The organism is Massilia sp. DD77, from assembly GCF_036961685.1.
Lineage (GTDB): Bacteria > Pseudomonadota > Gammaproteobacteria > Burkholderiales > Burkholderiaceae_D > Telluria.
The window spans coordinates 54,229-77,589 of the sequence record NZ_JBAMDH010000025.1 but is presented as its reverse complement, the minus strand read 5'-3'; the positions used below and the strand labels follow the sequence as shown (position 1 = coordinate 77,589).

At 64.7% G+C, this 23,361-nt stretch carries 23 protein-coding genes and 1 tRNA gene; 7 read left to right on the top strand and 17 right to left on the bottom strand.

Annotated elements, in window-relative coordinates; translation table 11 throughout:
• Positions 1–170: 170 nt before the first annotated feature.
• Genes V7778_RS16305 through V7778_RS16280 form a run of 6 tightly spaced genes read left to right on the top strand, consistent with a single transcriptional unit; the run spans position 171 to position 6,593 of the window.
• Complete coding sequence (locus V7778_RS16305; RefSeq protein WP_335557150.1) at positions 171–572, top strand: type IV pilin protein; 402 nt, start codon at positions 171–173, stop codon at positions 570–572.
• A complete protein-coding gene (locus tag V7778_RS16300) occupies positions 566–1,033 on the top strand; it encodes a GspH/FimT family pseudopilin (protein ID WP_335557148.1) in 468 nt (155 codons plus the stop codon). Before V7778_RS16305 ends, V7778_RS16300 begins: the two co-directional genes overlap by 7 nt.
• 4 nt (positions 1,034–1,037) lie before the next feature.
• Entirely contained in the window at positions 1,038–1,619 is a 582-nt protein-coding gene (locus V7778_RS16295; protein WP_335557146.1) for a type IV pilus modification PilV family protein, read from the top strand.
• A 9-nt stretch (positions 1,620–1,628) separates the two neighbouring features.
• A complete protein-coding gene (locus tag V7778_RS16290) occupies positions 1,629–2,699 on the top strand; it encodes a PilW family protein (RefSeq protein WP_335557143.1) in 1,071 nt (356 codons plus the stop codon).
• Complete coding sequence (locus tag V7778_RS16285) at positions 2,696–3,265, top strand: pilus assembly PilX family protein (RefSeq protein ID WP_335557142.1); 570 nt, start codon at positions 2,696–2,698, stop codon at positions 3,263–3,265. The genes V7778_RS16290 and V7778_RS16285 overlap by 4 nt, the downstream gene beginning before the upstream one ends.
• A gap of 10 nt (positions 3,266–3,275) precedes the next feature.
• Complete coding sequence (locus V7778_RS16280) at positions 3,276–6,593, top strand: pilus assembly protein (protein ID WP_335557140.1); 3,318 nt, start codon at positions 3,276–3,278, stop codon at positions 6,591–6,593.
• On the opposite strand, the gene V7778_RS16275 is transcribed toward V7778_RS16280, so the two are convergent.
• Together V7778_RS16275 and V7778_RS16270 are read right to left on the bottom strand one after the other, a co-directional pair.
• On the bottom strand, positions 6,572–7,936 hold the full coding sequence (locus V7778_RS16275; protein ID WP_335557138.1) for a sensor histidine kinase: 1,365 nt from the start codon (positions 7,934–7,936) through the stop codon (positions 6,572–6,574). The genes V7778_RS16280 and V7778_RS16275 overlap by 22 nt on opposite strands.
• Entirely contained in the window at positions 7,933–8,688 is a 756-nt protein-coding gene (locus tag V7778_RS16270) for a response regulator transcription factor (protein WP_335557135.1), read from the bottom strand. The genes V7778_RS16275 and V7778_RS16270 overlap by 4 nt, the downstream gene beginning before the upstream one ends.
• 289 nt (positions 8,689–8,977) lie before the next feature.
• Between V7778_RS16270 and V7778_RS16265 the strand changes: the two genes are divergently transcribed.
• Positions 8,978–9,781 carry a Crp/Fnr family transcriptional regulator gene (locus V7778_RS16265; RefSeq protein ID WP_211522601.1) on the top strand — a complete coding sequence of 268 codons (804 nt, stop codon included), beginning with the start codon at positions 8,978–8,980 and terminating at the stop codon, positions 9,779–9,781.
• Here the strand turns inward: V7778_RS16265 and V7778_RS16260 are convergent.
• From V7778_RS16260 to V7778_RS16190, 15 genes are all read right to left on the bottom strand, one after another.
• On the bottom strand, positions 9,762–11,252 hold the full coding sequence (locus V7778_RS16260; RefSeq protein WP_335557133.1) for a CHASE3 domain-containing protein: 1,491 nt from the start codon (positions 11,250–11,252) through the stop codon (positions 9,762–9,764). The two genes, V7778_RS16265 and V7778_RS16260, sit on opposite strands and share 20 nt — an antisense overlap.
• A 415-nt stretch (positions 11,253–11,667) precedes the next feature.
• Positions 11,668–12,300, bottom strand: a complete 633-nt coding sequence (locus tag V7778_RS16255; RefSeq protein ID WP_027865355.1) for a response regulator — start codon at positions 12,298–12,300, stop codon at positions 11,668–11,670.
• A gap of 191 nt (positions 12,301–12,491) precedes the next feature.
• Positions 12,492–12,902: a MerR family transcriptional regulator gene (locus V7778_RS16250; protein ID WP_335557130.1), complete on the bottom strand. Its 411-nt coding sequence runs from the start codon at positions 12,900–12,902 to the stop codon at positions 12,492–12,494.
• An 18-nt stretch (positions 12,903–12,920) separates the two neighbouring features.
• Entirely contained in the window at positions 12,921–13,289 is a 369-nt protein-coding gene (locus V7778_RS16245; RefSeq protein WP_211519453.1) for an integration host factor subunit alpha, read from the bottom strand.
• 110 nt (positions 13,290–13,399) lie between these two features.
• Positions 13,400–15,826, bottom strand: a complete 2,427-nt coding sequence (pheT, locus tag V7778_RS16240) for a phenylalanine--tRNA ligase subunit beta (RefSeq protein WP_335557126.1) — start codon at positions 15,824–15,826, stop codon at positions 13,400–13,402.
• A gap of 41 nt (positions 15,827–15,867) precedes the next feature.
• Positions 15,868–16,884 carry a phenylalanine--tRNA ligase subunit alpha gene (gene pheS / locus V7778_RS16235; RefSeq protein WP_335557124.1) on the bottom strand — a complete coding sequence of 339 codons (1,017 nt, stop codon included), beginning with the start codon at positions 16,882–16,884 and terminating at the stop codon, positions 15,868–15,870.
• Between the two features lie 131 nt (positions 16,885–17,015).
• Complete coding sequence (rplT, locus tag V7778_RS16230) at positions 17,016–17,375, bottom strand: 50S ribosomal protein L20 (RefSeq protein ID WP_211519450.1); 360 nt, start codon at positions 17,373–17,375, stop codon at positions 17,016–17,018.
• A 21-nt stretch (positions 17,376–17,396) separates the two neighbouring features.
• Entirely contained in the window at positions 17,397–17,594 is a 198-nt protein-coding gene (gene rpmI / locus V7778_RS16225; protein WP_056135342.1) for a 50S ribosomal protein L35, read from the bottom strand.
• A 216-nt stretch (positions 17,595–17,810) separates the two neighbouring features.
• Positions 17,811–18,725: an ATP-grasp domain-containing protein gene (locus V7778_RS16220; protein WP_335557112.1), complete on the bottom strand. Its 915-nt coding sequence runs from the start codon at positions 18,723–18,725 to the stop codon at positions 17,811–17,813.
• A 62-nt stretch (positions 18,726–18,787) separates the two neighbouring features.
• Positions 18,788–18,973 (bottom strand): hypothetical protein, encoded by a 186-nt coding sequence (locus V7778_RS16215; protein ID WP_335557110.1) that lies wholly within the window; start codon positions 18,971–18,973, stop codon positions 18,788–18,790.
• 145 nt (positions 18,974–19,118) lie between these two features.
• Positions 19,119–19,310 carry a hypothetical protein gene (locus tag V7778_RS16210; RefSeq protein ID WP_335557108.1) on the bottom strand — a complete coding sequence of 64 codons (192 nt, stop codon included), beginning with the start codon at positions 19,308–19,310 and terminating at the stop codon, positions 19,119–19,121.
• Positions 19,311–19,649: 339 nt separating this feature from the next.
• On the bottom strand, positions 19,650–19,832 hold the full coding sequence (locus tag V7778_RS16205; RefSeq protein ID WP_335557106.1) for a hypothetical protein: 183 nt from the start codon (positions 19,830–19,832) through the stop codon (positions 19,650–19,652).
• A 703-nt stretch (positions 19,833–20,535) separates the two neighbouring features.
• A complete protein-coding gene (gene infC, locus V7778_RS16200) occupies positions 20,536–21,093 on the bottom strand; it encodes a translation initiation factor IF-3 (RefSeq protein WP_335557177.1) in 558 nt (185 codons plus the stop codon).
• The gene (gene thrS, locus V7778_RS16195; protein ID WP_335557105.1) at positions 21,093–23,003 is read right to left on the bottom strand and encodes a threonine--tRNA ligase; all 1,911 of its coding nucleotides are present in this window, start codon (positions 23,001–23,003) and stop codon (positions 21,093–21,095) included. Before thrS ends, infC begins: the two co-directional genes overlap by 1 nt.
• Positions 23,004–23,229: 226 nt before the next feature.
• A tRNA-Val gene (locus tag V7778_RS16190) sits at positions 23,230–23,306 on the bottom strand.
• Positions 23,307–23,361 lie beyond the last annotated feature (55 nt).

Here is a 23,361-nt window from a genome sequence, read left to right as displayed (position 1 = left end):
AACCGGCGATTTTACCGGGCTTGGGCCTCCTTGTGTGAACGACGCAGCCCTGTTCTCCTGTGAAAAGCGTTGCGTGTCAGCATTTTGTCAGCGTGAATTCAGCAATTTGACAGCTTGAGTGTTTATACTGGGCAACATTTCATGCACATTGCTTCCAGCGAGGCCGATCCATGTTCTCCACCACTATCCAGCGCCAGCGCGGCTTCACCCTGATCGAACTGATGGTGACGGTCGCCGTCATCGGCATCCTGGCCGCGATCGCCTACCCGTCCTACACCCAGTACCTGGTGCGCGGCAACCGCAGCGCGGCCCAGACCTACCTGGTGGAACTGGCCCAGGCCCAGGCGCAGTTCCTGGCCGACACCCGCGGCTATGCGGCGAGCGTGGACGACCTGGACCTGCCGGTGCCGGACAACCTGGCCGGCAAGTACGACATCGAGATCGAACTGGACGACGGCCCGCCGCAAGCCTTCACCATGACCGCCACCCCGGTCGACGGCTCCGTCCAGGACGGCGACGCCACCCTGAGCATCAACCAGGCCGGGACCCGCACCCCGGGCGACAAATGGTAAGCCGCCCGGCCGGCCGCGCGCGCGGCTTCACCTTGCCCGAGCTGATGACGGTGCTGGCCGTCATGGCCATCCTGGGCGTGATGGCCGCCCCCGCCTACGCCGACTGGGTGGCCACGATGCGCGGACGCAGCGCCGGCACCGACCTCTACACCGCGCTGAACCGGGCGCGCAGCGAAGCCATCAAGCGCAACGCCGAAGTCACCCTGGCGCCCGCCGAGGACGGCTGGCAGGCCGGCTGGAACATCGCCGCCCCGGGCGACGCCGACCGCCTGCTCGACGACCACCCGGCCGTGGCCGGCGCCACCATCGACGGCCCCACCAGCGTGGTCTACCTGCCCAACGGCCGGGTCAAGGGCACGGATCTGCCGTCCTTCGACATCAGCGTCGGCGACGGCGCGGCGCGCCGCTGCGTGGCGGTCGACCTGTCCGGCCGCCCCAGCCAGACCAACAGCGAGTGCTGACGCCATGACCACGACACCCTCCCTTCACGCCCAGCGCGGCGTCAGCCTGATCGAAGTCCTGATCACGATGGTCGTCATGGCCTTCGGCCTGCTCGGCCTGGCCGCCTTTCAGGCGAAAGCCCAGGTCGGCTCGATCGAGTCCTACCAGCGCGCCCAGGCATCGGTGCTGCTGCAGGACATGCAATCCCGGCTGGTGGGCAACAGCGCCAACGCCGCCGACTACCTCACCGAGACCCCGCTCGGCACGGGCGACGAACTGGACGAGGATTGTTCGGACGCCGCCGCCGGCGCCGCGCGCGACCTGTGCGAATGGAGCGCCGCCCTCAAGGGCGCGGCCGAGAAGCGCGACGACGGCAACAACGCCGGCGCCATGGAAGGCGCGCGCGGCTGCGTCGCGCAGCTGCGCGCCGCCGATACCAGCCCGGGCGTGTGCATCCCGGCCGTCTACCAGGTCACGGTCGCCTGGCAGGGCATGCACGCGACCCGCGCCCCGGCCCAGGAATGCGGCCGCGACGCCTACGGCGACGACACCAACCGGCGCGCCATGTCGGTGCGCGTGGCCGTCGGCCTGCCCACCTGCATCTAAGGAGCCGCCATGCGCAGCCTTCCCCGCCACCTGCGCCGCGCGCGCGGGTTTTCCCTGGCCGAACTCCTGATCGCGGTGGCGCTCGGCCTGGCCATCCTGGGCGGCCTGTCGGCCATGTTCGTCAAGAACACCCGCACCCAGGCCGAAATCGACAAGGCCCACCGCCAGGTCGAGAACGGCCGCTACGCGATCGACCTGCTGGCGGTCGACCTCCGCAACGCCGGCTACTATGCCGAATTCGATCCCAGCGTGCTGCCCGACCTGGCCGACTTGCCGCCCCCTTGCGCCACCACCCTGGCCGAGCTGAAGAACGGATTGATCCTGCCGGTGCAGGGCCTGGATGGCGCGACCGAGGGCCTCGACTGCCTGGACGACGTGCGCCAGGGCACCGATGTGCTGGTGGTGCGCCGCGCCGCCACCTGCGTGGCCGGCGTCGGCAGCTGCGCGCCGGTCGCGAGCGGCGGCCCCTTCTTCCAGGCCTCTCTGTGCAACAATGCGAGCCAGCTGGATTCGGCCAGCGTCGAGGATTTCTACGCCCTCAGCCTGAGCACCGCGAACCTGACCCGCCGCCAGCGCGACTGCACGCCGACCGCGGACAGCGGCACCCTGGCCGCCATCCGGCGCTACCAGACCCATATCTATTTCATCGCGAACAACAACCGCGAGGACGACGGCATCCCGACCCTCAAGCGCGCCGAACTGGGCAGCGACGGCAGCGCTCCGACCTGGACCATCGTGCCGCTGGCCGAAGGCATCGAGGAGATGCAAGCCGAATACGGCCTCGACCTGGCCAAGGACGGCGTCGCGGACCTGGTCAGCGCCGATCCGGCGACCGCCAACGCCTGCGCCAATGGCCCCTGCGCGGTGGCAAACTGGCGCAGCGTGGTGGCAGTCCGCCTGCACCTGCTGGCGCGCAATACCGAGGCCACGCCCGGCTACGAGGATGCCAAGACCTATTCCCTGGGCCTGATCGCCGACGGCACCCCGAACACGGTCGGCCCCTATCCCGACGGCTTCAAGCGCCACGTGTTCCAGTCGCAGGTGACACTGCCCAACCCGGCCGGAAGGAGACTGCCATGATGTTCCCGCGCCGCGAAAGCGGCATCACCCTGGTCACGGCCCTGGTCATGCTGGTGCTGCTGACCCTGATCGCCCTGACCACCTTCAACGTCGGCAAGAGCAACCTGCAAATCGTCAGCAACATGCAGCAGCGCGACGAGGCCGCCGCGGCCGCGCGCGAAGTCATCGAAGAAGCGATCAGCACCACCCGTTTTTCGGAAACGCCCGACCATGTGCTGGCCAGCCCCTGCGGCGGCCCCAACCAGCGCTGCGTCGACACCAACGGCGACGGCACCGATGACGTGCGCGTGCGGATCGCGCCGCGCCCCAGCTGCGTGAAGGCGCCGGTCATCAAGAACACCGCGCTCGACCTGGCCAAGGTGGAAGACCAGGTGTGCAGCATGGGCAGCGCCCAGAGCTTCGGCGTGGCCGGCGCGGTCGACGGCAACTCGGCCTGCGCCGACAGCGTCTGGGAGATCAGCGCCGCCGCCGCCGACGTCGAAACCGAGGCCCAGGTGCAGGTCACCCAGGGCGTCGCCGTGCGCGTCGCGCGTGACGACGTCACCAACAATTGCCCCACCACCTGAAGGAGCCCGCATGTTCCGCCATCCACTTTCGCGTCTCCTTGCCGGCGCCGTTTCCTGTGCACTGCTGGCCGCCAGCTTGCCGGCCGGGGCCGACGACATCGACATCTTCACCGGCGCCTCGGCCGGCACCGGGGTCAATCCGCGCATCCTGATCGTCCTCGACAACACCTCGAACTGGGCGCGCCAGAACCAGAAATGGCCGAGCGCGACCCAGGGCCAGGCGGAAGCCAACGCGATCAAGCGCGTACTGAACGAACTCGACGGCTCGGTCAGCATGGGCCTGATGGAATTCGTCACCGGCGGCAACGCCAACCAGGACGGCGGCTTCGTCCGCTATGCGATCCGTCCGATGGACGCGACCAACAAGGCCGCCTTCGGCACCCAGCTGACCACGATCTACAACAACATCAACAGCCCCGACGAAAAGCGCAACTCGAACACCCCCTACGGCAACCTGCTGTACGACGTCTACAACTACCTGGCGGGCGCCAACGCCTATTCGCCGACCGCTGTGCTCGCCAGCAAGGCCGACAGCGGCGGCTACACGACCAACTACACCCGCTTCAAGTCGCCCCTGAGCGCCGACAACGCCTGCGGCAAGACCTTCATCATCTTCATCGGCAACCCGAACGCCAGCGGACCAAGCTCGGACAACGCGGCCAACACCGCCCTGCTCAACGCCCTCAACGACAACCGCAACGCGAGCGGCGCCCTGGTGCCGGTGACGCAGCTCGGTTTACCGAACTTCAGCAGCCAGAGCGTGAGCACCACGACCACGGTCGGCACCACCGCCGCCTGCTACGCCAATGCGACCGCGGCGGCGGCGGGGCTGGCGGCCTTCACCGACACCTGCACCGGCTATACCGACGGCTGCAAGGTCGGCACGGTCGCCCCCAGCCCGGCCGGCACCTGCGCCGCCAACACCAGCCGCTACAACGTCGACGCCACCGACACCATCATTACCAACGTGCCGACCGGCACCTACAGCAACGACACCGGCCCCCGCAACGCCGACGAGTGGGTGCGCCTGATGCACGACCGCGGCATCGCCCTGCCCGGCAGCACCTTGCGTCCGAACGTGACCACCTACACGATCGACGTCTACAACGCCCAGCCGAACAGCGAACACACCTCGCTGATGCTGAGCATGGCGCGCGCCGGGGGCGGCAAGTATTTCGCCGCGCGCAACGAAGAAGCCATCGTCGACGCGCTCAAGGAAATCCTGATCGAGATCCAGGCCGTCAACACCACCTTCGCCTCGACCAGCCTGCCGGTCAACGCCACCAACCGTTCGCAGAACGAGAACCAGGTCTTCATCGGCATGTTCCGACCGGACCCGGACGCCAAGCCGCGCTGGTTCGGCAACCTCAAGCGTTACCAGCTGATCAGCACCGGCAGCGGCATCGACCTGGGCGACGCCGCCAAGAAGCCGGCGGTGAACTCGAACACGGGCTTCGTCACGCCCTGCGCCACCAGCTACTGGACCAGCGACAGCGGGACCTACTGGAGCGGCCTGGGCCTGTCGCCCGACCCGGCCGGCAGTTGCACGGTGAGCAGCTTCAACAAGTATTCGGATGCGCCCGACGGCCCCTTCGTGGAAAAAGGCGCAGCGGCCCAGATCCTGCGCCAGGGCAATGTGCCGAGCGGCACCGGCACCTCGAACCTGGTCAACCGCACCGTGCTGACCCATTTCGGCGCCATCCTGACCCCGCTCACGACGGCCAACAGCGGCATGGACACCAACCTGGTGAAGTTCATCCGCGGCGAGGACACCAACAACGAGAAAGGCGGCGGACCCAGCAACACCACCCGTCCCTCGATCCATGGCGACGTGATCCACTCGCGCCCGCTGCCGGTCAACTATGGCGGCAGCCTCGGCGTCACGGTCTACTATGGCGCCAATGACGGCACCCTGCGCGCCCTGAACGCGGCCACCGGCGTCGAGCGCTGGGCCTTCATCGCGCCCGAGTTCTTCCCGCGCCTGTCGCGCCTGAAGAGCAACCTGCCGCTGGTGGCCTACCCGAATCTGCCGGATGGCATCACCCCGGCGCCGACCGCCAAGGACTACTATTTCGACGGCTCGACCGGCATCTACCAGAATGCCGACAGCTCGCGGGTGTGGATCTACCCGACCATGCGCCGCGGCGGCCGCATGATCTATGCGCTCGACGTCAGCAACCCGGATAATCCGCAGTTCAAGTGGAAGGCGGGCTGCCCCAATCCGACCGGCGTAGTCGGCTGTACCGCCGGCATGACCGCGATCGGCCAGACCTGGTCGACCCCGAGCGTGGCCTTCCTGAAGGGCTACGGCAACGGCGCCAGTCCGGTGGTGGTGGTCGGCGGCGGCTACGACAGCTGCGAGGACAACGACGCCAAGGCCCCCAGCTGCGAGTCCACCACGGGCAACGTCATCTACGTGCTGGACGCTGCGACCGGCGCCGTGCTGCAGAGCTTTGGCACCGACCGCGCGGTGGCGGCCGACATCGCGATGGTCGATATCAACAACGACGCCATGCCGGACTACGCCTATGCGGCCGACACCGGCGGCAACCTGTACCGGATCGACTTCGTCGGCGCTACCGGCTTGCCGCTGGCAAACGGGTCCTGGACCAAGCGCAAGGTGGCGAGCACGGGTGGCGACGGACGCAAGTTCCTGTTCGCGCCGGCGCTGCTGGCCACCCAGGGCTACGTCTATGTCGCCATCGGCAGCGGCGACCGCGAGCATCCGCTGGCCAGCCACTACGCCTTCAGCCAGGTGACCAACCGCTTCTATGTCTACAAGGACGACCTGGCGGCGCCCGCGAACGCGGCCACGGTGGACCTGGACACCCTGCAGGACGTCACGGCCACCAATAGCTCCTCCGCCACGCCGGTAGTACCGACCAGCAATCTGAAAGGCTGGTATATGGACCTGAACCAGAACGGCCAGGGCGAACAGGTGGTGACCTCGGCCCTGATCGCGGGCGGCATGGTGACCTTCAGCTCGAACCGCCCGATCCCGCCGGCGGCCGGCACCTGCTCCACGACGCTGGGCGAGGCGCGCGGCTACTGGGTCAACCTGCTCAACGGCTGCGGCGCGATCGGCGTCGCCGGCACCTGCGGCGGCCAGCGCTCCTCGCCTTTCGTGGGCGGCGGCCTGCCGCCTTCGCCGGTGCTGGCCAACGGCGTGCCGGTCGATGGCAAGGCCACCACGGTCGTGATCGGCGCGGTGCAGAAGGGTTCGGACGGCGCGCCCGGCGCCAGCGTGCCGATCGCACCGCAAAAAATCCGCCCGGCCATCAGCTCCAAGCGCAAGCGCACCTACAGCTACACCTCGGGCGCCGACTGATCCAGCAGCGGCCTCGGCGGCGCGGTCCGCGGGAAGCGGACCGCGACCCGCGTGCCGCGTCCGCCCGGGCCTTCGCCCAGTTCCACCCGGGCGCCGTGGGCCGCCGCGATGTCGCGCACGATGGCCAGCCCCAGGCCGCTGCCCGAGGTCTTGTCGTCCAGGCGCACGAAGCGCTCGAACACCTGGGCGCGCCGCGCGGCCGGAATGCCCGGCCCGCTGTCCTCCACGGCGAACACCACCTCTCCTTCTTCCTGTTGCGTGAGCAAGGTGACGCTGCCGCCGGACGGCGTGTAGCGCAGCGCGTTGTCGGCCAGGTTGTCGACCAGGTCGCGCAGCTGGAAGGCGTCCCCGCGCACGGGTGCGGGCCCCAGCTCGAAGCCGATGTCGATGCCGCGGCGTGCGGCTTCCTCGACGAAATACTGGACCGATTCCTGCACCAGGCGCGCCAGGTCGAGCGCCTCGTGGGCCGCGCCGGGCTGGCCCTGGCGGGCGCGCGCCAGCGCCAGCAGCTGGTTCACCTGGCGGATCATGCGCTCGTTGGCCAGCCGCATCAGGCCGACCGAGCGCAGGGTCTCGGGATCCTGCGCATGGCGCGCCGCCAGCCATTCGAGCTGCAGCTGCAGCCCGGCCAGCGGCGTGCGCAGCTGGTGCGCCATGTCGGCCATGAAGTCGCGCTGGGCGCGGGCGCCCGCTTCGACCTTGTCCAGCAGCTCGTTGAAACCGGCCACCACGGGCGCGATCTCGTAGGGCACCTCCTCGGCCGCGATCGGCGCCAGGTCGCCGGCGCCACGCTCGGTCAGGTCGGCGCGGATGCGCGCCAGCGGCCTCAGGCCGTTGCTCACCGATAGCCAGACCAATCCTACAAGGGTGAGCGTGGCCAGCGTGACGAGGACGAACAGCGAGCGCAGGATGGCCGAGCGGACTTCGAAGCGCTGGCGCAGGGTGCGCGCCACGCCCAGTTGGCGCGCGCCGCCCGGCGCCGTCTCCGCCAGTGCGATCACCCGCACCGGCTCGCCGCCGAGCACCGCATCGTAGGCCGCCGCGCCGGGGCGCAGGGGCGGAAACGCAGGGCTGCCGGCCAGGTGCGCGCCTTGCGCATCGCGCACCACGAACCACAGGCGGTCGGGGCCGGCCAGCCGCAGCGGCAGGACCGCCGCGGCATCGGGCGCCGCACCCGCGCGCACCCGCGCCGCCAGCGCGGCGGCGGTATCGGCCAGGCCCTGGTCGAACGCGACCTGGGCCGGGGTCCAGGCCAGCGAATACACCAGCCCGGCGAGCACGAGGTTGAGCAGCAGGATGGGGCCGAGCAGCCACTTGAGCAGGCGCAGCCGGATGCTGGTCATCGGGTGGCGGGAGGGGTGGCGCGAGGGATGACCGGCGGGGTGGCGGCGGCATCGGCCGGAGCGGCGGCCGGTTCGGCTTCGAGCAGGTAGCCGAAGCCGCGGATGGTGCGGATCGCCACCTCGGCGCCGTCGAGCTTGAGGCGCAGGCGCGAGACATAGACCTCGACCGCGTTCTGGGTCAGGTCTTCGCCCCAGCTCAGGATGGCGTCGATGATCTGCTGCTTGGACACGACCCGTCCCGCGTGCTGGAGCAGGTATTCGAGCACGCCCCACTCGCGCACCGAGAGTTCGAGCGTGCGCTCGCCGACGCGGGCGCGGCGGCTGGCGCTGTCCAGGGACAACCGGCCGAGCGCCAGGATAGCGGGCTTGGGCGCGTGGCGCCGCGCCAGTGCGCGGATACGGGCAATCAGCTCGGCGGTTGCAAAGGGCTTGACCAGGTAGTCGTCGGCGCCGGTTTCCAGGCCGCGCACCCGGTCTTCGACGGCGTCGCGGGCGGTCAGTAGCAGGACCGGGATGGCCGCGCCGCGCGCGCGCAGGCGCCGCACCACTTCGAAGCCGTCGATGCCGGGCAGGCCGATGTCGAGCACCGCCACGTCAGGCGCGGGATGTTCCGGAACGCTTCCCTGCAGCATCTGATCAGCGGCCAAGCCGTCGCGCGCGAGCATCACCTGCATGCCCTGGGCCTGCAGCGCGCGCATCAGGCCGTCCGCCAGGACGGCGTCGTCTTCCACCAGCAATACCTGCAGCCCCATGTCCTCGATATCGTTCTGTCTACAGGAAAGCGCCCATTATCGCCCAATAATCGCCCAAATTTGTTGCCCAAACCAAATAAAAGGCCTGGATTTTGCCACCCTGTCTAGTAGGACTGGGCTGACAAAACACAATGCATACAGCCTACATGGGTGCGACTGCTAATCTTATGTTCGGCACCGGACTATAGCTTTAATGTACACACATCGCGATGAGGCAACGAAATCCCCGGCCTTGAAGAGTCGCCCGTGAAGTACACGACAGTACGTTAGAGATCAAAGAGGACAACAAATGAACAACACTCAACTTGGTGGTGCCACGCAAAAAGCGAAGAACCAGCTCCCTGCCACGAGTGAGGAGATGAAATCCGCGTCCCGCCCCGTTGTCAGCTACAGCGGCACCCAGCAGAACGAACTGCTGGCCGCCCTCCCGCGCCAAGACCTGGAAACCCTGTTCGAACACCTCGAACTCGTCCCTCTGCCATTCGGCAAGGAGTTGTTCGAGTATGGCAGCAAACTGGAATACGTGTATTTTCCGACGACCGCAATCGTGTCGCTGCTCTACGTGATGGAAGACGGCGCCACCACCGAGATCGCCGTGGTAGGCCACGAAGGCGTGGTCGGCGTGTCGCTGTTCATGGGCGAACGCGCCATGTGCAGCGCCGTGGTCCAGAGCGCGGGCTACGGCTACCGCCTCAAGACCCAGTACCTGCGCGACGCTTTCAACCGCGGCGGCGCCCTGCCCCAGCTCCTGATGCGCTATACCAACGCCCTGTTCGCCCAGATGGCCCAGAACGCCGTCGGTGGCCGCCACAGCTCGATCGAACAGAAGCTCTGCCGCTGGCTGCTCGACCGCCTGGACCGTTCGCCAAGCAACGAGCTGAAAGTGACCCAAGAACTGATTTCGATCATGCTGGGTGTGCGCCGCGAAAGTATCACCGCCGCCGCCGGCAAGCTGCAGGACGAAGGCCTGATCCAGTACCGCCGCGGCAATATCACCGTCCTCGACCGTGCAGGGCTGGAAGAATACGCCGGCGAATGCTACAAGGTCGCCAAGTCGGAATACGACCGCCTGCTCATGGATGTGGCGCGTTGAGTTTGGGAGGATCCGTCTCCGGCAAGACCGGCGGCGGGTCCTCGCTTCGCGGTGAAGGCAGCGGCGAAGCAGGCGTTCCATCCCCACCGGGAGCTTGCGCCGGAATCCAGGCGCGCACACAAGTTCCGACCCCGTTCACTCCCCGTTCCACCTCCAGCGTTCCACCCAGCAGCAAGGCGCGTTCGCGCATGCCCAGCAAGCCGTGCGATTTGGACTTGGTCATGGCGCCTTCGGGAATGCCGATGCCGTCATCCGTGATTTCGAGGTCCCAGCCGTCTTCCTCGCGCGTCAGGTTGACGATTACCGAGCGCGCCTTGGCGTACTTGGCGATATTGTTCAGGGCTTCCTGGGTGATGCGGAACAGCGCAATGGCCTGCATCGGGCCAGCGGCGTCGGCGTCGCGCTCCACCAGGGCGTCGCAGTCGAGCGAAGTGATGCGCGCATAATCGGCGCAATAGCTTTGCAGCGCGGCCGACAAGCCCATGTTGTCCAGCAGGCTGGGCCGCAGGTTCTCGATGATGCGGCGCTTGAGCTGGACCGTGTCGACCAGGGTGCGGCGCGCACGCGCGAGCATGGACGCCAGGTCCGGATGGGTGGCGCGCAACTGCTCGCCCACCGTGGTCAGGTCCATGCCGATGGCGGTCAGGTTGGCGCCCATCTCGTCGTGCAGCTCGCGCGCCAGGCGCGACTTCTCTTCTTCCGATACCTTGATCAAGTGGCGCGACAGCACCGACAGCTGCTCGGTGCGCTCGACCACCATGTGCTCGAGGTGCTCGTTCGAGGCCTGGAGCGCGCGCTCGGCCTGCAGGCGCAGGCGGAAGGCGCGGCGGATCAGCTTATAGAACAGCAAGAGGACGATGATGGCGGCGGCGTTGATGCCCACGCCGAGCAGCGCAGCGTGGCGGTATTGTTCGTAGAACGACGCGGTGCGCGCGGCAAGCAGCTCGTTTTGTTCGCGGGTCATGATCACCACCTGCAGGCGGATCTCGTCCATGTCGGCGCGCTCGTCCGGCGCCGCGGCGATGGCCACGATATCGACCAGGCCGCCCTGGCGGTAGACCTCCAGCGCCTGATGCATGAGGCCAAGCTTTTTCTGGACCAGGGCGCGCAGCTGGTTCAGGTTCTTCGCTTGCGAAGGGCTGTCGGCGAGCAGCACGCCGAGGGCGCGCAGCTGGTTGTCGATCTGCTGGGGCGCCGCGTGCAGCGGACCGAGGTAGACATCGGATCCCGACAGGAAGTAACCGCGCAGTCCGCTTTCGGCGTCGGTCACGAGCAGGTTCAGGTATTGGAGTTCGTCCGACACGCGGGCGGTCTGGGCCTGCAGGGTGTTGGCGGCGCGCAGGTCGTCCAGGTTACGGACCAGGAAGACGCCGTTGACGATCAGCAGAATGACGCAGGCCAGGCACAGCAGTGTTTTGTTGAGCGGGAGGGTGCGGATAGGCTTGTCGGCCCGGGCGGGTGAAGTGGTCATCCTGTGGCTTCCTTTCGCGCAACGTTGCCGTCGGTAGATTATAGACGGATGAGGAAAATGTTGCACCGCGAAATTCCCGGCTGTAACTAAATGTTGCAACTAGGTTGCAGGACAAATACACAAATTGCGTACTAGTAATGCCATCCAAACAAGCGGCCAGGCGGTCCGACTGACGGCTTCAGTGAACCATCTTACGCCCTTTCCATCTTGGTGCATCGAGTGCGCGCGGTACTGCGCTGTATCGATGAGGTAGCGGGACGCTTGGGTCGGCAGGATGCGCAGCCATGATGGCGGTGCCGCTCGCCGTCGCGATGACCCGGCGGCCAACGATCAGCGCGTCGGCGGCGGAGCCGGCTGCGCGCCCGGCCGACCCTACGGTAGGGAAAACACGCGCGCGGGGAGCGCGCGGGAGGAATCAATCGAGGAGATTGTTCTTCATGGCGTAGTAGGTCAGGTCGCTGTTCGACTGCAGACCCATCTTTTCCATGATGCGGGTACGGTAGGTGGACACGGTCTTGATCGAGAGCGACAAGGCATTGCCGATGTCGGACACGGTCGCGCCCTTGGCCAGGCGCAGGAAGACCTGGAATTCGCGGTCCGACAACTCGGTGTGCAGCGCCGTGTTGGGATCGCGGTCGAAGCTCTGGGCCAGCAGTTCGCCGACGGTCGAGCTGACGTAACGGCGGCCCTGGTAGACGGTGCGCACGGCGGTCTTGAGTTCGTCGGCCTCGCATTCCTTGTTCAGGTAGCCGTTGGCGCCCATCTTGAACAGGTTGAGCGCGTATTGCTGCGCCGGATAGCCGGACAGGATCAGCACCGGCAGGTTGGGCTGGCCCTGGCGGATGGTGCGCAGGATGTCGATGCCGCTCTGGTCCGGCATCGCGATGTCGAGCAGAAGCACATCGCAGATTTCGCGACGTGCGATGTCAAGGGCCTCGCGGCCGGTAGCGCCCTCGGCAACCACTTCGAACTCGCCCGACGACGAGAAAATCTGTTTGAAACCTGCTCGAACTATTTGGTGATCGTCACAAATGGCAACGCGTATCATTGTCTTCCCTTAAATTTTCCTTGCGCAGGAAAGTACCGGGTTCTCATTCGCCCAGCTTGCATGCGTTGATTCAGCATAACCGCGAGTGACATTTTAACACTCCGGCGCGGACCTTCAACAGCCGCACGAATGCCTGAGCAGCAGTCGAGCTCGCGCAGCGTCCTGCCACGCGCGGCGTCGGCTAATTGAGCTCAGGCCGGCTGCTGGCCGTGCTGAAGAAGGTCGAGAATCCCCAGCAATTCGGTACGCAGATGTTCGACGTCCACGGCTGCGGCTGCGGCGACCTCCGGCACATCCTGTTCTTCCACCCCGGCCAGCGCAGTCGCCCGGCTGTCGAGGCGATTGCGGGCGCCGCTGATGGTAAAGCCCTGCTCGTACAACAGCTCGCGGATCCGGCGGATCAGGAGGACTTCGTGATGCTGGTAGTAGCGTCGGTTCCCACGGCGTTTGACAGGCTTCAGCTGAGTAAATTCCTGTTCCCAGTAACGCAGGACGTGGGGCTTGACCCCGCACAATTCGCTGACCTCGCCGATGGTGAAGTAGCGCTTCGCCGGGATCGGCGGAAGCGGGCCCAGCTCGGTCTTGTTCGGACGGTCGTTCATCGGCGCATTCACCCGCTATCAGGCGGCACGTGCCAGCGAGCCGGATGGCGAGCCCGAGGGGCTGGTCTCTTCGACCATGCCCTTGAGCTTCTGGCTGGCGTGGAAAGTCACGACGCGGCGCGCCGTGATGGGAATCTCTTCCCCGGTTTTTGGATTGCGGCCAGGCCGCTGCGGCTTGTCGCGCAACTGGAAATTGCCGAAGCCGGACAGCTTGACCGCTTCGCCACGTTCGAGCGCGTTACGGATCTCATCGAAAAAGGTTTCGACCATGTCCTTGGCTTCGCGCTTGTTCAGGCCGACCTGCTCGAAGAGCAGCTCGGCCAGCTCGGCCTTGGTCAAGGTCGGTAATGCCTTTTCTTGTTCCTTCCGCACCCGCGCCACGTGCATCGCGCGATCCAGGTCGGCCGCGAGGGCCTCCTGGAGTACGGCCGAATCAACGTCGTTGTTATTAATTTTGAAGCCCTGCCTTCAAGTCAAACGAGTTCTGGAGAGATGGCTCAAGCACGCTGTTTCGCGTTGAGCTTGCGCTTTGCGGCATCGGCCACGGCAGCCATGATAGCGTCCACCGCGTCGTCCTGCAGCGTCGATTGAGTATCTTGCAAGCTAAAGCGGAAAGCAAGGCTTTTTTCATCCGTCTCCAGGCCTTTGCCGCGGTATTCATCAAACAAAACAATACCTTGCACGATCTTGCCAGCAGGATTCGAGGCCAGCTCGGCCTGGAATGCGTCGAGCACGTCCTGGGCCGCCACGTCCTGCTTGAGCACCAGCGCCAGGTCGCGCGTCGCACCCGGGAACTTGGAGATCTCGGCATAGCTCGGCACCGTGCGGCGGCGCAGCGCTTCGGCATCGACCTCGAACAGCACCGGGGCTTGCGGCAGGTCATACTTCTGCAGCCAGCGCGGATGCAGCTCGCCGATGAAGCCGATGCGCTGGCCGTCCAGTTCAACGAAGGCCGACCGGCCCGGATGCAGCGCCGGATGCTCGCCCTTCACGAAGCGCGGCACGGCCGGGGCGAACAGCGCCTCCAGGTCGGCTTTCACATCGAAGAAGTCGACCGCGCGGGTCTTCTCGCCCCACTGCTCGTCCACGGCCGGGCCGTAGGCGATGGCGGCGACGCGCTTGGGCTGGTCGTAGCCGGCGATCGACAGCGGACCGTCGGCGGCGGCGGCGTTACGGTGGAACACCGCGCCCACTTCGAAGGCGCGCACGCGGCCGGCCTTGCGGTTGACGTTGTAGCGCACGTTCGCGACCAGGCTGCCGATCAGGTTCGAGCGCATCACGCTCATCTGGCTGGCGATCGGGTTCCGCAGGCGGATCGGCTCAGCGTTCGCGGCGAAGTCCTGCTCCCACTGGGCTTCCACGAAGCTCATGTTGACCACTTCCTGGTAGCCCAGGTCGGCCAACTGGTGGCGGATCGCGAACAGGGAGCGGGTGTTTTCCGGCTCGATCAGCATCGCGCTCGGCGCGACCGGCGGCAGCGCAGGGATATTCTCGAAGCCGTAGACGCGCGCGACTTCCTCGATCAGGTCTTCCTCGATCTCGATGTCGAAGCGGTAGCTCGGCGCGGTCACGCTGAAGACACCCTGGTCGAAGCTGAACGGCAGGGCCAGGCGGGTGAAAATGTCGGCCACGGCCTCGTCGGTGAGCGGCACGCCGATCACCTTGGCGGCGCGCGCGGTGCGCATCGTGACGGCCTTCGGCTGCGGCAGGTTGACGACCTGGTCGTCGAGCGGGCCGACTTTCGTATCAAGGGTGCCGCAGATCTCCACGATCAGCGCGCTGATGCGCTCGATGTGCTCGGGGATGGTCGCGTAGTCGACGCCGCGCTCGAAGCGGTGTGCCGCATCGGTCGAGAAGTTGTAGCGGCGCGCGCGGCCCTGGATGGCGTTCGGCCACCAGAACGCGGCTTCCAGGTAGATGTCGGTGGTGTCCAGGCTGACGGCGGTGGAATCGCCGCCCATGATGCCGGCCAGCGATTCGATCTCCTTGTCGTCGGCGATCACGCCGACCCAGTCGTCGATCTCGATGGTGTTGCCGTTCAGGAGCTTGAGCGATTCGCCTTTCCTGCCCCAGCGCACGTCCAGGCCGCCGTGGATCTTGGCCAGGTCGAACACGTGCGAGGGACGGCCCACTTCCAGCATGACGTAGTTCGAGATGTCGACCAGGGCCGACACCGAACGCTGGCCGCTGCGTTCCAGGCGGCGCTTCATCCACTCGGGGGTGGCGGCGCGCGCGTTCAGGCCGCGGATGACGCGGCCGGCGAACCGGCCGCACAGGTCCGGCGCCGAGACCTTGACCGGCAGCTTCTCGTCGCTGGTGACCGCGACCTGGCGGGTGGTCGGCAGGTGCAGCGGCGAACCGGTCAGGGCCGCGACTTCGCGCGCCACGCCCAGCACCGACAGGCAGTCCGCCTTGTTCGGGGTCAGCTTGATGGTGAACTTCAGGTCGTTCAGGCCGAGGTAGTCGCGGATGTTGGCGCCCACCGGCGCGTCGGCCGGCAGCTCCATCAGGCCGCTGCTCTCTTCCGAGATCTTCAGCTCCTTGGCCGAGCACATCATGCCTTGCGACTCGACGCCGCGGAGTTTACCGACCTTGATTTCGAACGGCTTGCCGTCCGCGCCCGGCGGCAGCACCGCGCCGGCCTTGGCGCAGATCGCCTTCATGCCGGCGCGCACATTGGGCGCGCCGCACACGATGTTCAGCAGGGTGCCGGTGCCGGCATCCACCTGGCAGACGTTGAGGCGGTCCGCATCCGGATGCTTGGCCACTTCCTTGACCTCGGCCACCACCACGTTCGAGAACGGGGGCGCGACCGCTTCGACTTCTTCCACTTCGAGGCCGGACATGGTGAGCAGGTGCGACAGTTCGTCCGAGCTCATCTTCGGATCGACCATGGAACGGAGCCAGTTTTCGGAGAATTGCATATTCGTTTGCCTTCTTCTTACTTCGAGGGTTCAGCCAAAGTTCAATTGAATTGCTTAAGGAAGCGCAGGTCGCCTTCGTAGAACAGGCGAAGATCATTGATTCCATAACGCAGCATCGTCAGGCGCTCGAGGCCGGAGCCGAACGCGAAGCCGATGAACTTTTCCGGATCCAGGCCAAAGTTGCGCACCACGGTCGGGTGCACCTGGCCGGCGCCCGAGACTTCCAGCCAGCGCCCCTTCAGCGGTCCGCTGCCAAAGGCGATGTCGATCTCGGCCGATGGCTCGGTGAACGGGAAGTAGGACGGACGGAAGCGAACCTGCAGGTCGTCGGTCTCGAAGAAGGCCTTGACGAAGTTGAGGTACACGCCCTTGAGGTCGGCGAAACTGATGTCTTCGCCGATCCACAGGCCTTCGACCTGGTGGAACATCGGCGAGTGGGTGGCGTCGCTGTCGACGCGGTAGGTGCGGCCCGGCGCGATCACCTTGATCGGCGGCGTGTGGGTGCGCGCATAGCGGACCTGCATCGGACTGGTGTGGGTGCGCAGCAGCAGCGGCTTCCCCAGGCTGTCCTCGCCCTCGATGTAGAAGGTGTCCTGCATCGAGCGCGCCGGATGGTTTTCCGGGCTGTTCAGCGCCGTGAAGTTGGTCCAGTCGGTTTCGATCTCGGGGCCGTCGGCGACGTCGAAGCCGATGGAGCGGAAGATCTGCTCGACCCGCTCCCAGGTGCGCATCACCGGGTGGATGCCGCCCTTGGCGCGGCCGCGGCCCGGCAGGGTCACGTCGATCGCCTCGAGGTTGAGGCGGGCTTCGAGCTGGGCGTTCGCGAGCGCGTCGCGGCGGCCGGTCAGTGCCTGTTCGATTTTTTCTTTGGCGGCATTGATCAGGGCGCCCTGCGCCTTGCGCTGCTCGGGATCCAGCTTGCCCAGGCCCTTCATCAGGTCGGTGACCTGGCCGGTCTTGCCCAGGTACTTGGCTTTTGCATTTTCGAGCGCGGCGGCGTCCGCTGCGGCGGCAAAGTCAGCCTGGGCCGCGACGACGAGTTCTTCCAGCGAGTTCATGCTTATTCTTTTCCTGTTTTTTGTGATGGCGGGAGGCGCCACAATCAAAAAACGGGGCACAGGTGTGAACCTTGCCCCGCTTCTCTTGCGCCGGATTACTCAGGCGCTGGTCTTGCTAGCAGACGTGCCGATTAGGCAGCCAGCTTGGCCTTGACTGCGTTGACAATCGCGGCGAATGCCGGCTTGTCGTGCACAGCCATGTCGGCCAGGACTTTACGGTCCAGTTCAATCGCGGACTTCTTCAGGCCGTTCATGAACGCGCTGTAGGTCATGCCGTGCGAACGCGAAGCCGCGTTGATACGGGTGATCCACAGTGCGCGGAAGACGCGCTTCTTGTTGCGGCGGTCGCGGTATGCGTACTGGCCAGCGCGCATGACTGCTTGCTTGGCAATACGGAATACTTTACTGCGACGGCCACGGTAGCCTTTGGCAAGTTCAAGAACCTTCTTGTGACGGGCACGTGCAGTAACCCCACGTTTTACTCGAGGCATAATAGCTCCTTTTGTGTGAGATTAAGCAGATGGCATCATGCGGTAGACGCTTTGGACGTCGGACGCATTGATGTTACGGGTGCCGCGCAGCTGGCGCTTGTTCTTGGTGGTCTTCTTGGTCAGGATGTGACGCTTGAACGCCATGCCCGACTTGACGGTACCGCCCGGACGCACGCGAAAACGCTTCTTCGCGGAGCTCTTGGTTTTCATTTTTGGCATAGTCATCTGTCCTTTCGGGACAGCCTCATATGTACGACAGGATTGCAGGTGGCAGCGACGCTGCTCTTAGATGCCTACTTTCACTTGTCCTGCAGCGAGTGCGAGCCCGCTACAACCTGTTTCTAAAAACAGGAACCGACGATTCTAGCACAGTTTGCGCGCAAGAGCACATCCGGCGGCATCCCGCAACACCTTCCCGGCGCCCTCAAGCCACGTTCAGGCGGTCATGGCGTCGATCAGGACGTCGGTGATCGGGTAGCCGGACTGGCGCTCGAAAGCGCCGAACATCGGGCTTGGATTCGCTTCCAGGAAAAAGTATTCGCCATCGCGGCTGCGGCGCCAGTCGATCGCGGTCCAGCGCAGGCCCAGCACGCGCATGACCGCGGCCGCGGCGGCGGCGACGCCGGGCGGGGTGGCGATCGGCACCACCCTGGTCCCGCTGTCCGCGCGGAAGTCGACCTGGTCGCTGTGCAGTTCCGCCGTAAAGCATTGTTCGCCGATCGCATAGGTGCGGACATTGGTCCCGTCGACGAATTCCTGCAGCGTGATCGGGGCCTGCTTCAGGGCCTTGGCAAGATGCTCGCCCGCCAGATGGCGCCCGGTGATGCGCTGGGTGTGCGAGCCGCCATAAACGGGCTTGAAGATCAGTTCGGGCACCATCCGCGCGAAGGCGAGGATGCGCTCCGGATCGTTGCCGATATAGGTATGCGGGATCCGCACGCCTTCCCGCGCGACCAGCGCCAGCTGATGGGGCTTTTCCTGGTGCGACTGGAAGGCTTCCCAGCTGTTGAACCAGCGTGTCTGGTTCCTCGCCTGGAACCAGGTGCGCAAACACGCCATGCTGTCGTAATAGGCAATATCCGCCGGCGTACCGCGAGTCGCCCTGGTCGATTCCGCCTCGACGCCGCCGAAGTTACGCCAATACACCGAACCGATGTCTTCCAGGTCGACCGCCGTTCCGTCTTCCAGCCGCAGCGCCCCGAGCGAACGGCCGGGGTACATGCTGATCGTAAAGGCGGACGGGAAGACCTGGGTTTGCACCAGGCCGGTACTGTGGCCGCGCGCGGCAAGCCGGGCCAGCATGTGCTGCGCATGCGGATCGCGCGCATGCCCTAATACTAAGTGTTTCATAGAATTTCTGGACAGGAAGACAAAGCGCCGCCGGCATGGGATGGCGGCGCAGGCGGGCTCGATCAGCGGAGCGTGCCTGGGAGCGGGAGCACGATCACAGGTTGCGGGAACGGCATTTCCGGGAAACAACTGCCGCTTTCGCCATCGCCGGCGGTGACCATGCCCGCCGAGAATGGCGCCAGCACCAGTTCGAAGTTCGCGCCGGATACTTGTTCGATTTGCTGCTCAGTCAGGGAAAATGGATGCATTTTTCTCTTTCAGTAATCAATCATGGGCTGCACCAGACGCGGCTCGGGCCAATCGCCGGCGCAGAAGTAAAAACGGCGCCGCCTCACGCGGGAGCGGCGCCCAAAAACGGATCCGGGCAATGCCCGCGGTAAAGCAATACCTGCCTTACATGATGTCGCGGCTATCCGGCAGCGGACCGCCGGCTTCGCCAATACCCCAGGTAAGGATACAAGGCCAGCCGATGGTGCCATAACCGTTCGTGGTAAGACGCGAGAGCTCGCTCTCGGTATAGCTTGCGGCGGCGCCGGACACTGCGCCGATTTGTTCTTCAGTCAGCGAAAATGGATGCATCTTCAATCTCTCTTCAATATACGATTTGACACGCTCGCCCGGCCGAATAATTCATCCGAATAATTCAGTCGAACAATTCAGCCGAATCATTCGCCGATTATCCAGGCGACTCATTCAGCCGATGGAATCAGCCGAAAATGGGTTCCGGGAGCGGGTTGTATGGACCAGGGCCGTTCGACAGATCGATCTGGATAGGGCTGGCGCCGCCGGCGACGAAGTCGATTTCTTGGGTAGTCAGAGTTTGCATGTCGATCCTTGCGGAATAATTGAACACGTTTGCCTACAGGGGGAAGTCCGCCACTGGTAGACTCCCGGGGCGCCGCCGGCGTGCCGGCGGCACTGCGATCAGTCCAGCGCCGGTTCGACGTAGCCGCCGCCCTCTTCGCCGATCGCCATCGTGGTCGCTTCGATCGGGAGTTTCGGGGCTGGGGTCAGCGGATTGGCGATGATGCCGCCGATAAGGATGAGACGGCTGTAGCCGCCGCCGACCTGGTCCAGGGCATCGTCATTCAAAGCAAATGGGTGCATAACTTTCCTTGTCTCTTTCAATTGATTATATTTTCCCGAATCGCTATTTAGCAGAAACGGGCGTACTAAATATAACAAGCACCTTAATCCATCACAAGAAAAAACAAGATAATTTCCCGGCGTGGGCCGATTTTATTGATGCAGGATATCCGCGCGGCATGCGGCGATAGAATTCGAGAGAAATCAGCCCGTCAAGCCGCGGGAAAATCATGTTCTATTCAACGTTGGCGTAAAAGCAGGCAGGCCATCGGACATTTGTTCTCATGCTGCGTACATATTGTCATGGCGGTAACGCGCGCCACGCCGACATTGAATTGAAATCGAAATGAAAAGACCTCATTCCATATTCCCGAGACATAAACTGCAATTCACGCCAAGGCGGGATTAAATATGTCGCTTGTCAACCCAGGAAGTACGGACGCCGTGCAGCAGGTCGACAATGGGAAGGGAATGGTGCAAGCGCGGCGGCTGGGCGCCAGGCGATACGGCGGGACCTGCAGGGCCCGGCACGGCGGAGTGCGCGATAGAGGCGGCGGGACTGCCGCCAAGGCGACACATCGCGCGGCCGCCGACAAGGCGGGGCGACGGCATCGCACCGAATCGGCGCGGAAGGCGGGAAGAAAACCAGAACGCCAAAAACCGGCGCGGAACGCAGCATCACTGCGCCCCGAATCCGGTCCTGGCTATACTACTGAACGAAGAATTACTTCTTCTTTTTCGGCGCAACCACCATGATCATCTGGCGGCCTTCGAGCTTCGGGAACTGCTCGACCTGGCCGTAGGGCTCCAGGTCGCCGCGCAGACGCTCGAGCATGCGCATGCCGATGTCCTGGTGCGCCATTTCGCGGCCGCGGAAGCGCAGGGTGATCTTGGTCTTGTCGCCCTCTTCCAGGAATTTGATGAGGTTGCGCAGCTTGATGCTGTAGTCGCCTTCATCGGTGCCCGGACGGAACTTGATTTCCTTGACCTGGATGATCTTCTGCTTGAGCTTGGCCTCGTGCGCCTTCTTCTGCTCCGAATACTTGAACTTGCCGTAATCCATCAGGCGGCAAACCGGCGGGACGGCGTTTGGCGCAATCTCCACCAGGTCCACGTTCGCTTCTTCAGCCAGACGAAACGCTTCGGCCAGGGTCACAATACCCAGTGGCTCGTTGTCGATCCCGTTCAGACGCATTTCGGGATGGGTGATTTCGCCATTGATGCGATTCTGCTTGTCAGTAGCTATGTTGTTTCCTTTGAGAGTATAAAGTTCGGCCGGGATTATTTCGTCTTGGCGGCAACTTCGCCTACCAGACGCTCCACGATCGCATCGACGGACATCACGCCCAGGTCGACATTGCCGCGGGCACGCACGGCCACAGTGTTGGCATCCCGCTCCTTGTCCCCGACAACGAGGATGTAAGGCAGCTTTTGGACGGAATGCTCACGTATTTTATAGGTGATCTTCTCGTTCCGCAAATCAGCGTGCACGCGCAGCCCTGCCTTGCGCAGTTGCGCTTCGACTTGTTTGACGTAGTCGGCCTGGGCATCCGAAATGTTCAGGATAGCAACTTGCACAGGCGCAAGCCACAGCGGCAACGCACCTGCGTAGTTCTCGATCAGGATGCCGATGAAGCGCTCCATCGAGCCCACGATCGCCCGGTGCAGCATGACCGGGACCTTGCGGGTATTGTCTTCGGCGACGTACTCCGAGCCCAGGCGGCCCGGCATCGAGAAGTCGACCTGCATGGTGCCGACCTGCCATGGACGGCCCAGGCTGTCCTTCAGGTGGTACTCGATCTTCGGGCCGTAGAAGGCGCCCTCGCCCGGCAGCTCGGTCCAGCTCACGCCGCAGGCGCGCAGCGCCGAGCGCAGCGCTTCCTCAGCCTGGTCCCAGACCTCGTCCGAGCCGATGCGGCTGTCCGGACGCAGGGCGATCTTGACATCGATGTTCTCGAAGCCGAAGTCGTCGTAGACTTCCATCGCCTGGGCGTGGAAGGCGGTCACTTCGCCCTCGATCTGCGCTTCGGTGCAGAAGATGTGGCCGTCGTCCTGGGTGAAGCCGCGCACGCGCATCAGGCCGTGCAGCGCGCCCGAGGACTCGTTGCGGTGGCACTGGCCGAACTCGCCGTAGCGCAGCGGCAGGTCGCGGTAGGAGCGCAGGCCGGCGTTATAGATCTGCACGTGGCCCGGGCAGTTCATGGGCTTGAGCGCGTACGAACGGTTCTCCGACTCGGTGGTGAACATGTTGTCGCGGTAGTTTTCCCAGTGGCCGGTCTTTTCCCACAGGCTGCGGTCCAGGATCTGCGGCGCCTTGACTTCGCTGTAGCCGTTGACCTGGTACTTGTGGCGCATGTACTGCTCCACCTGCTGCCAGACGGTCCAGCCCTTCGGGTGCCAGAAGATCAGGCCCGGCGCTTCCTCCTGAAAGTGGAACAGGTCCAATTGCTTTCCGAGTTTCCTGTGGTCGCGCTTCTCGGCCTCTTCCAGCATGTGCAGGTATTGCTCCTGGTCTTCCTTCCTGGTCCAGGCGGTGCCGTAGACGCGCTGCAGCATCTCGTTCTTGGAGTCGCCGCGCCAGTAGGCGCCGGCCAGCTTCATCAGCTTGAAAACCTTCAGCTTGCCGGTCGAGGGCACGTGCGGGCCGCGGCACAGGTCGGTGAAACCGCCTTCGCTATACAGGGACACGTCTTCGTTGGCCGGGATCGAGGCGATGATCTCGGCCTTGTAGGCTTCGCCGATCGACTTGAAATAGGCCACGGCCTCGTCGCGCGGCAGCACCTTGCGGGTGACCGGCTCGTCCTTCTTGGCGAGCTCGAGCATCTTCTTCTCGATTGCCTGCAGGTCTTCCGGGGTGAAGGGACGCTTGTACGAGAAGTCATAGTAGAAGCCGTTCTCGATCACCGGGCCGATGGTGACCTGGGCGTCCGGGAACAGCTCCTTCACCGCATAGGCCAGCAGGTGGGCGGTCGAGTGGCGGATTACGTCCAGGCCTTCGGGATCCTTGTCGGTGACGATGGCCAGGTCGGCATCGGATTCGATCAGGAAGGAGGTGTCGACCACCTTGCCGTTGACCTTGCCGGCCAGCGCGGCCTTGGCCAGGCTGGGAGCGATATTCTGGGCCACCTGGGCGACCGTGACGGGACCCTCGAATTGACGGTTCGAACCATCGGGAAGTCGAACGTTCAGCATGCTGTTCTCCAATCGTGGCGCGGGCGCCGGTGAGTAGGTTTGAAACTTGTGAAAAATGTACGGACGAAAAAAAACGCGGCACTAGCCGCGTTGTTTCGTTGTGTTGAGCAAAAGCACACCCCTTCGCGTCTAGCGATTCCCCCACAACCAGGTTGTAGTTCGCGGTGTCATAACCGTCGGTGCCTTTCTCGCTCTTACACTGTGTGTGCACTGAAGCACAGTATTCTGGTGGGCGGTGCAGAATTCGAATCTGCGACCCCTTGGATGTCGACCAAGTATTCTAACCAGCTGAACTAACCGCCCGATGCCGCCATTATAGGGACCGGGCTCCCGATAAGCAACCCTTGCACGGAAATAC

What these genes read in the sequence shown, in the direction of transcription:
- V7778_RS16305 (WP_335557150.1), top strand. Translation starts at nt 171, where the DNA reads ATGTTCTCCACCACTATCCAGCGCCAGCGCGGCTTCACCCTGATCGAA.
- V7778_RS16300 (WP_335557148.1), top strand. Translation starts at nt 566, where the DNA reads ATGGTAAGCCGCCCGGCCGGCCGCGCGCGCGGCTTCACCTTGCCCGAG.
- V7778_RS16295 (WP_335557146.1), top strand. Translation starts at nt 1,038, where the DNA reads ATGACCACGACACCCTCCCTTCACGCCCAGCGCGGCGTCAGCCTGATC.
- V7778_RS16290 (WP_335557143.1), top strand. Translation starts at nt 1,629, where the DNA reads ATGCGCAGCCTTCCCCGCCACCTGCGCCGCGCGCGCGGGTTTTCCCTG.
- V7778_RS16285 (WP_335557142.1), top strand. Translation starts at nt 2,696, where the DNA reads ATGATGTTCCCGCGCCGCGAAAGCGGCATCACCCTGGTCACGGCCCTG.
- V7778_RS16280 (WP_335557140.1), top strand. Translation starts at nt 3,276, where the DNA reads ATGTTCCGCCATCCACTTTCGCGTCTCCTTGCCGGCGCCGTTTCCTGT.
- V7778_RS16275 (WP_335557138.1), bottom strand. Translation starts at nt 7,936, where the DNA reads ATGACCAGCATCCGGCTGCGCCTGCTCAAGTGGCTGCTCGGCCCCATC.
- V7778_RS16270 (WP_335557135.1), bottom strand. Translation starts at nt 8,688, where the DNA reads ATGGGGCTGCAGGTATTGCTGGTGGAAGACGACGCCGTCCTGGCGGAC.
- V7778_RS16265 (WP_211522601.1), top strand. Translation starts at nt 8,978, where the DNA reads ATGAACAACACTCAACTTGGTGGTGCCACGCAAAAAGCGAAGAACCAG.
- V7778_RS16260 (WP_335557133.1), bottom strand. Translation starts at nt 11,252, where the DNA reads ATGACCACTTCACCCGCCCGGGCCGACAAGCCTATCCGCACCCTCCCG.
- V7778_RS16255 (WP_027865355.1), bottom strand. Translation starts at nt 12,300, where the DNA reads ATGATACGCGTTGCCATTTGTGACGATCACCAAATAGTTCGAGCAGGT.
- V7778_RS16250 (WP_335557130.1), bottom strand. Translation starts at nt 12,902, where the DNA reads ATGAACGACCGTCCGAACAAGACCGAGCTGGGCCCGCTTCCGCCGATC.
- V7778_RS16245 (WP_211519453.1), bottom strand. Translation starts at nt 13,289, where the DNA reads ATGCACGTGGCGCGGGTGCGGAAGGAACAAGAAAAGGCATTACCGACC.
- pheT (WP_335557126.1), bottom strand. Translation starts at nt 15,826, where the DNA reads ATGCAATTCTCCGAAAACTGGCTCCGTTCCATGGTCGATCCGAAGATG.
- pheS (WP_335557124.1), bottom strand. Translation starts at nt 16,884, where the DNA reads ATGAACTCGCTGGAAGAACTCGTCGTCGCGGCCCAGGCTGACTTTGCC.
- rplT (WP_211519450.1), bottom strand. Translation starts at nt 17,375, where the DNA reads ATGCCTCGAGTAAAACGTGGGGTTACTGCACGTGCCCGTCACAAGAAG.
- rpmI (WP_056135342.1), bottom strand. Translation starts at nt 17,594, where the DNA reads ATGCCAAAAATGAAAACCAAGAGCTCCGCGAAGAAGCGTTTTCGCGTG.
- V7778_RS16220 (WP_335557112.1), bottom strand. Translation starts at nt 18,725, where the DNA reads ATGAAACACTTAGTATTAGGGCATGCGCGCGATCCGCATGCGCAGCAC.
- V7778_RS16215 (WP_335557110.1), bottom strand. Translation starts at nt 18,973, where the DNA reads ATGCATCCATTTTCCCTGACTGAGCAGCAAATCGAACAAGTATCCGGC.
- V7778_RS16205 (WP_335557106.1), bottom strand. Translation starts at nt 19,832, where the DNA reads ATGCACCCATTTGCTTTGAATGACGATGCCCTGGACCAGGTCGGCGGC.
- thrS (WP_335557105.1), bottom strand. Translation starts at nt 23,003, where the DNA reads ATGCTGAACGTTCGACTTCCCGATGGTTCGAACCGTCAATTCGAGGGT.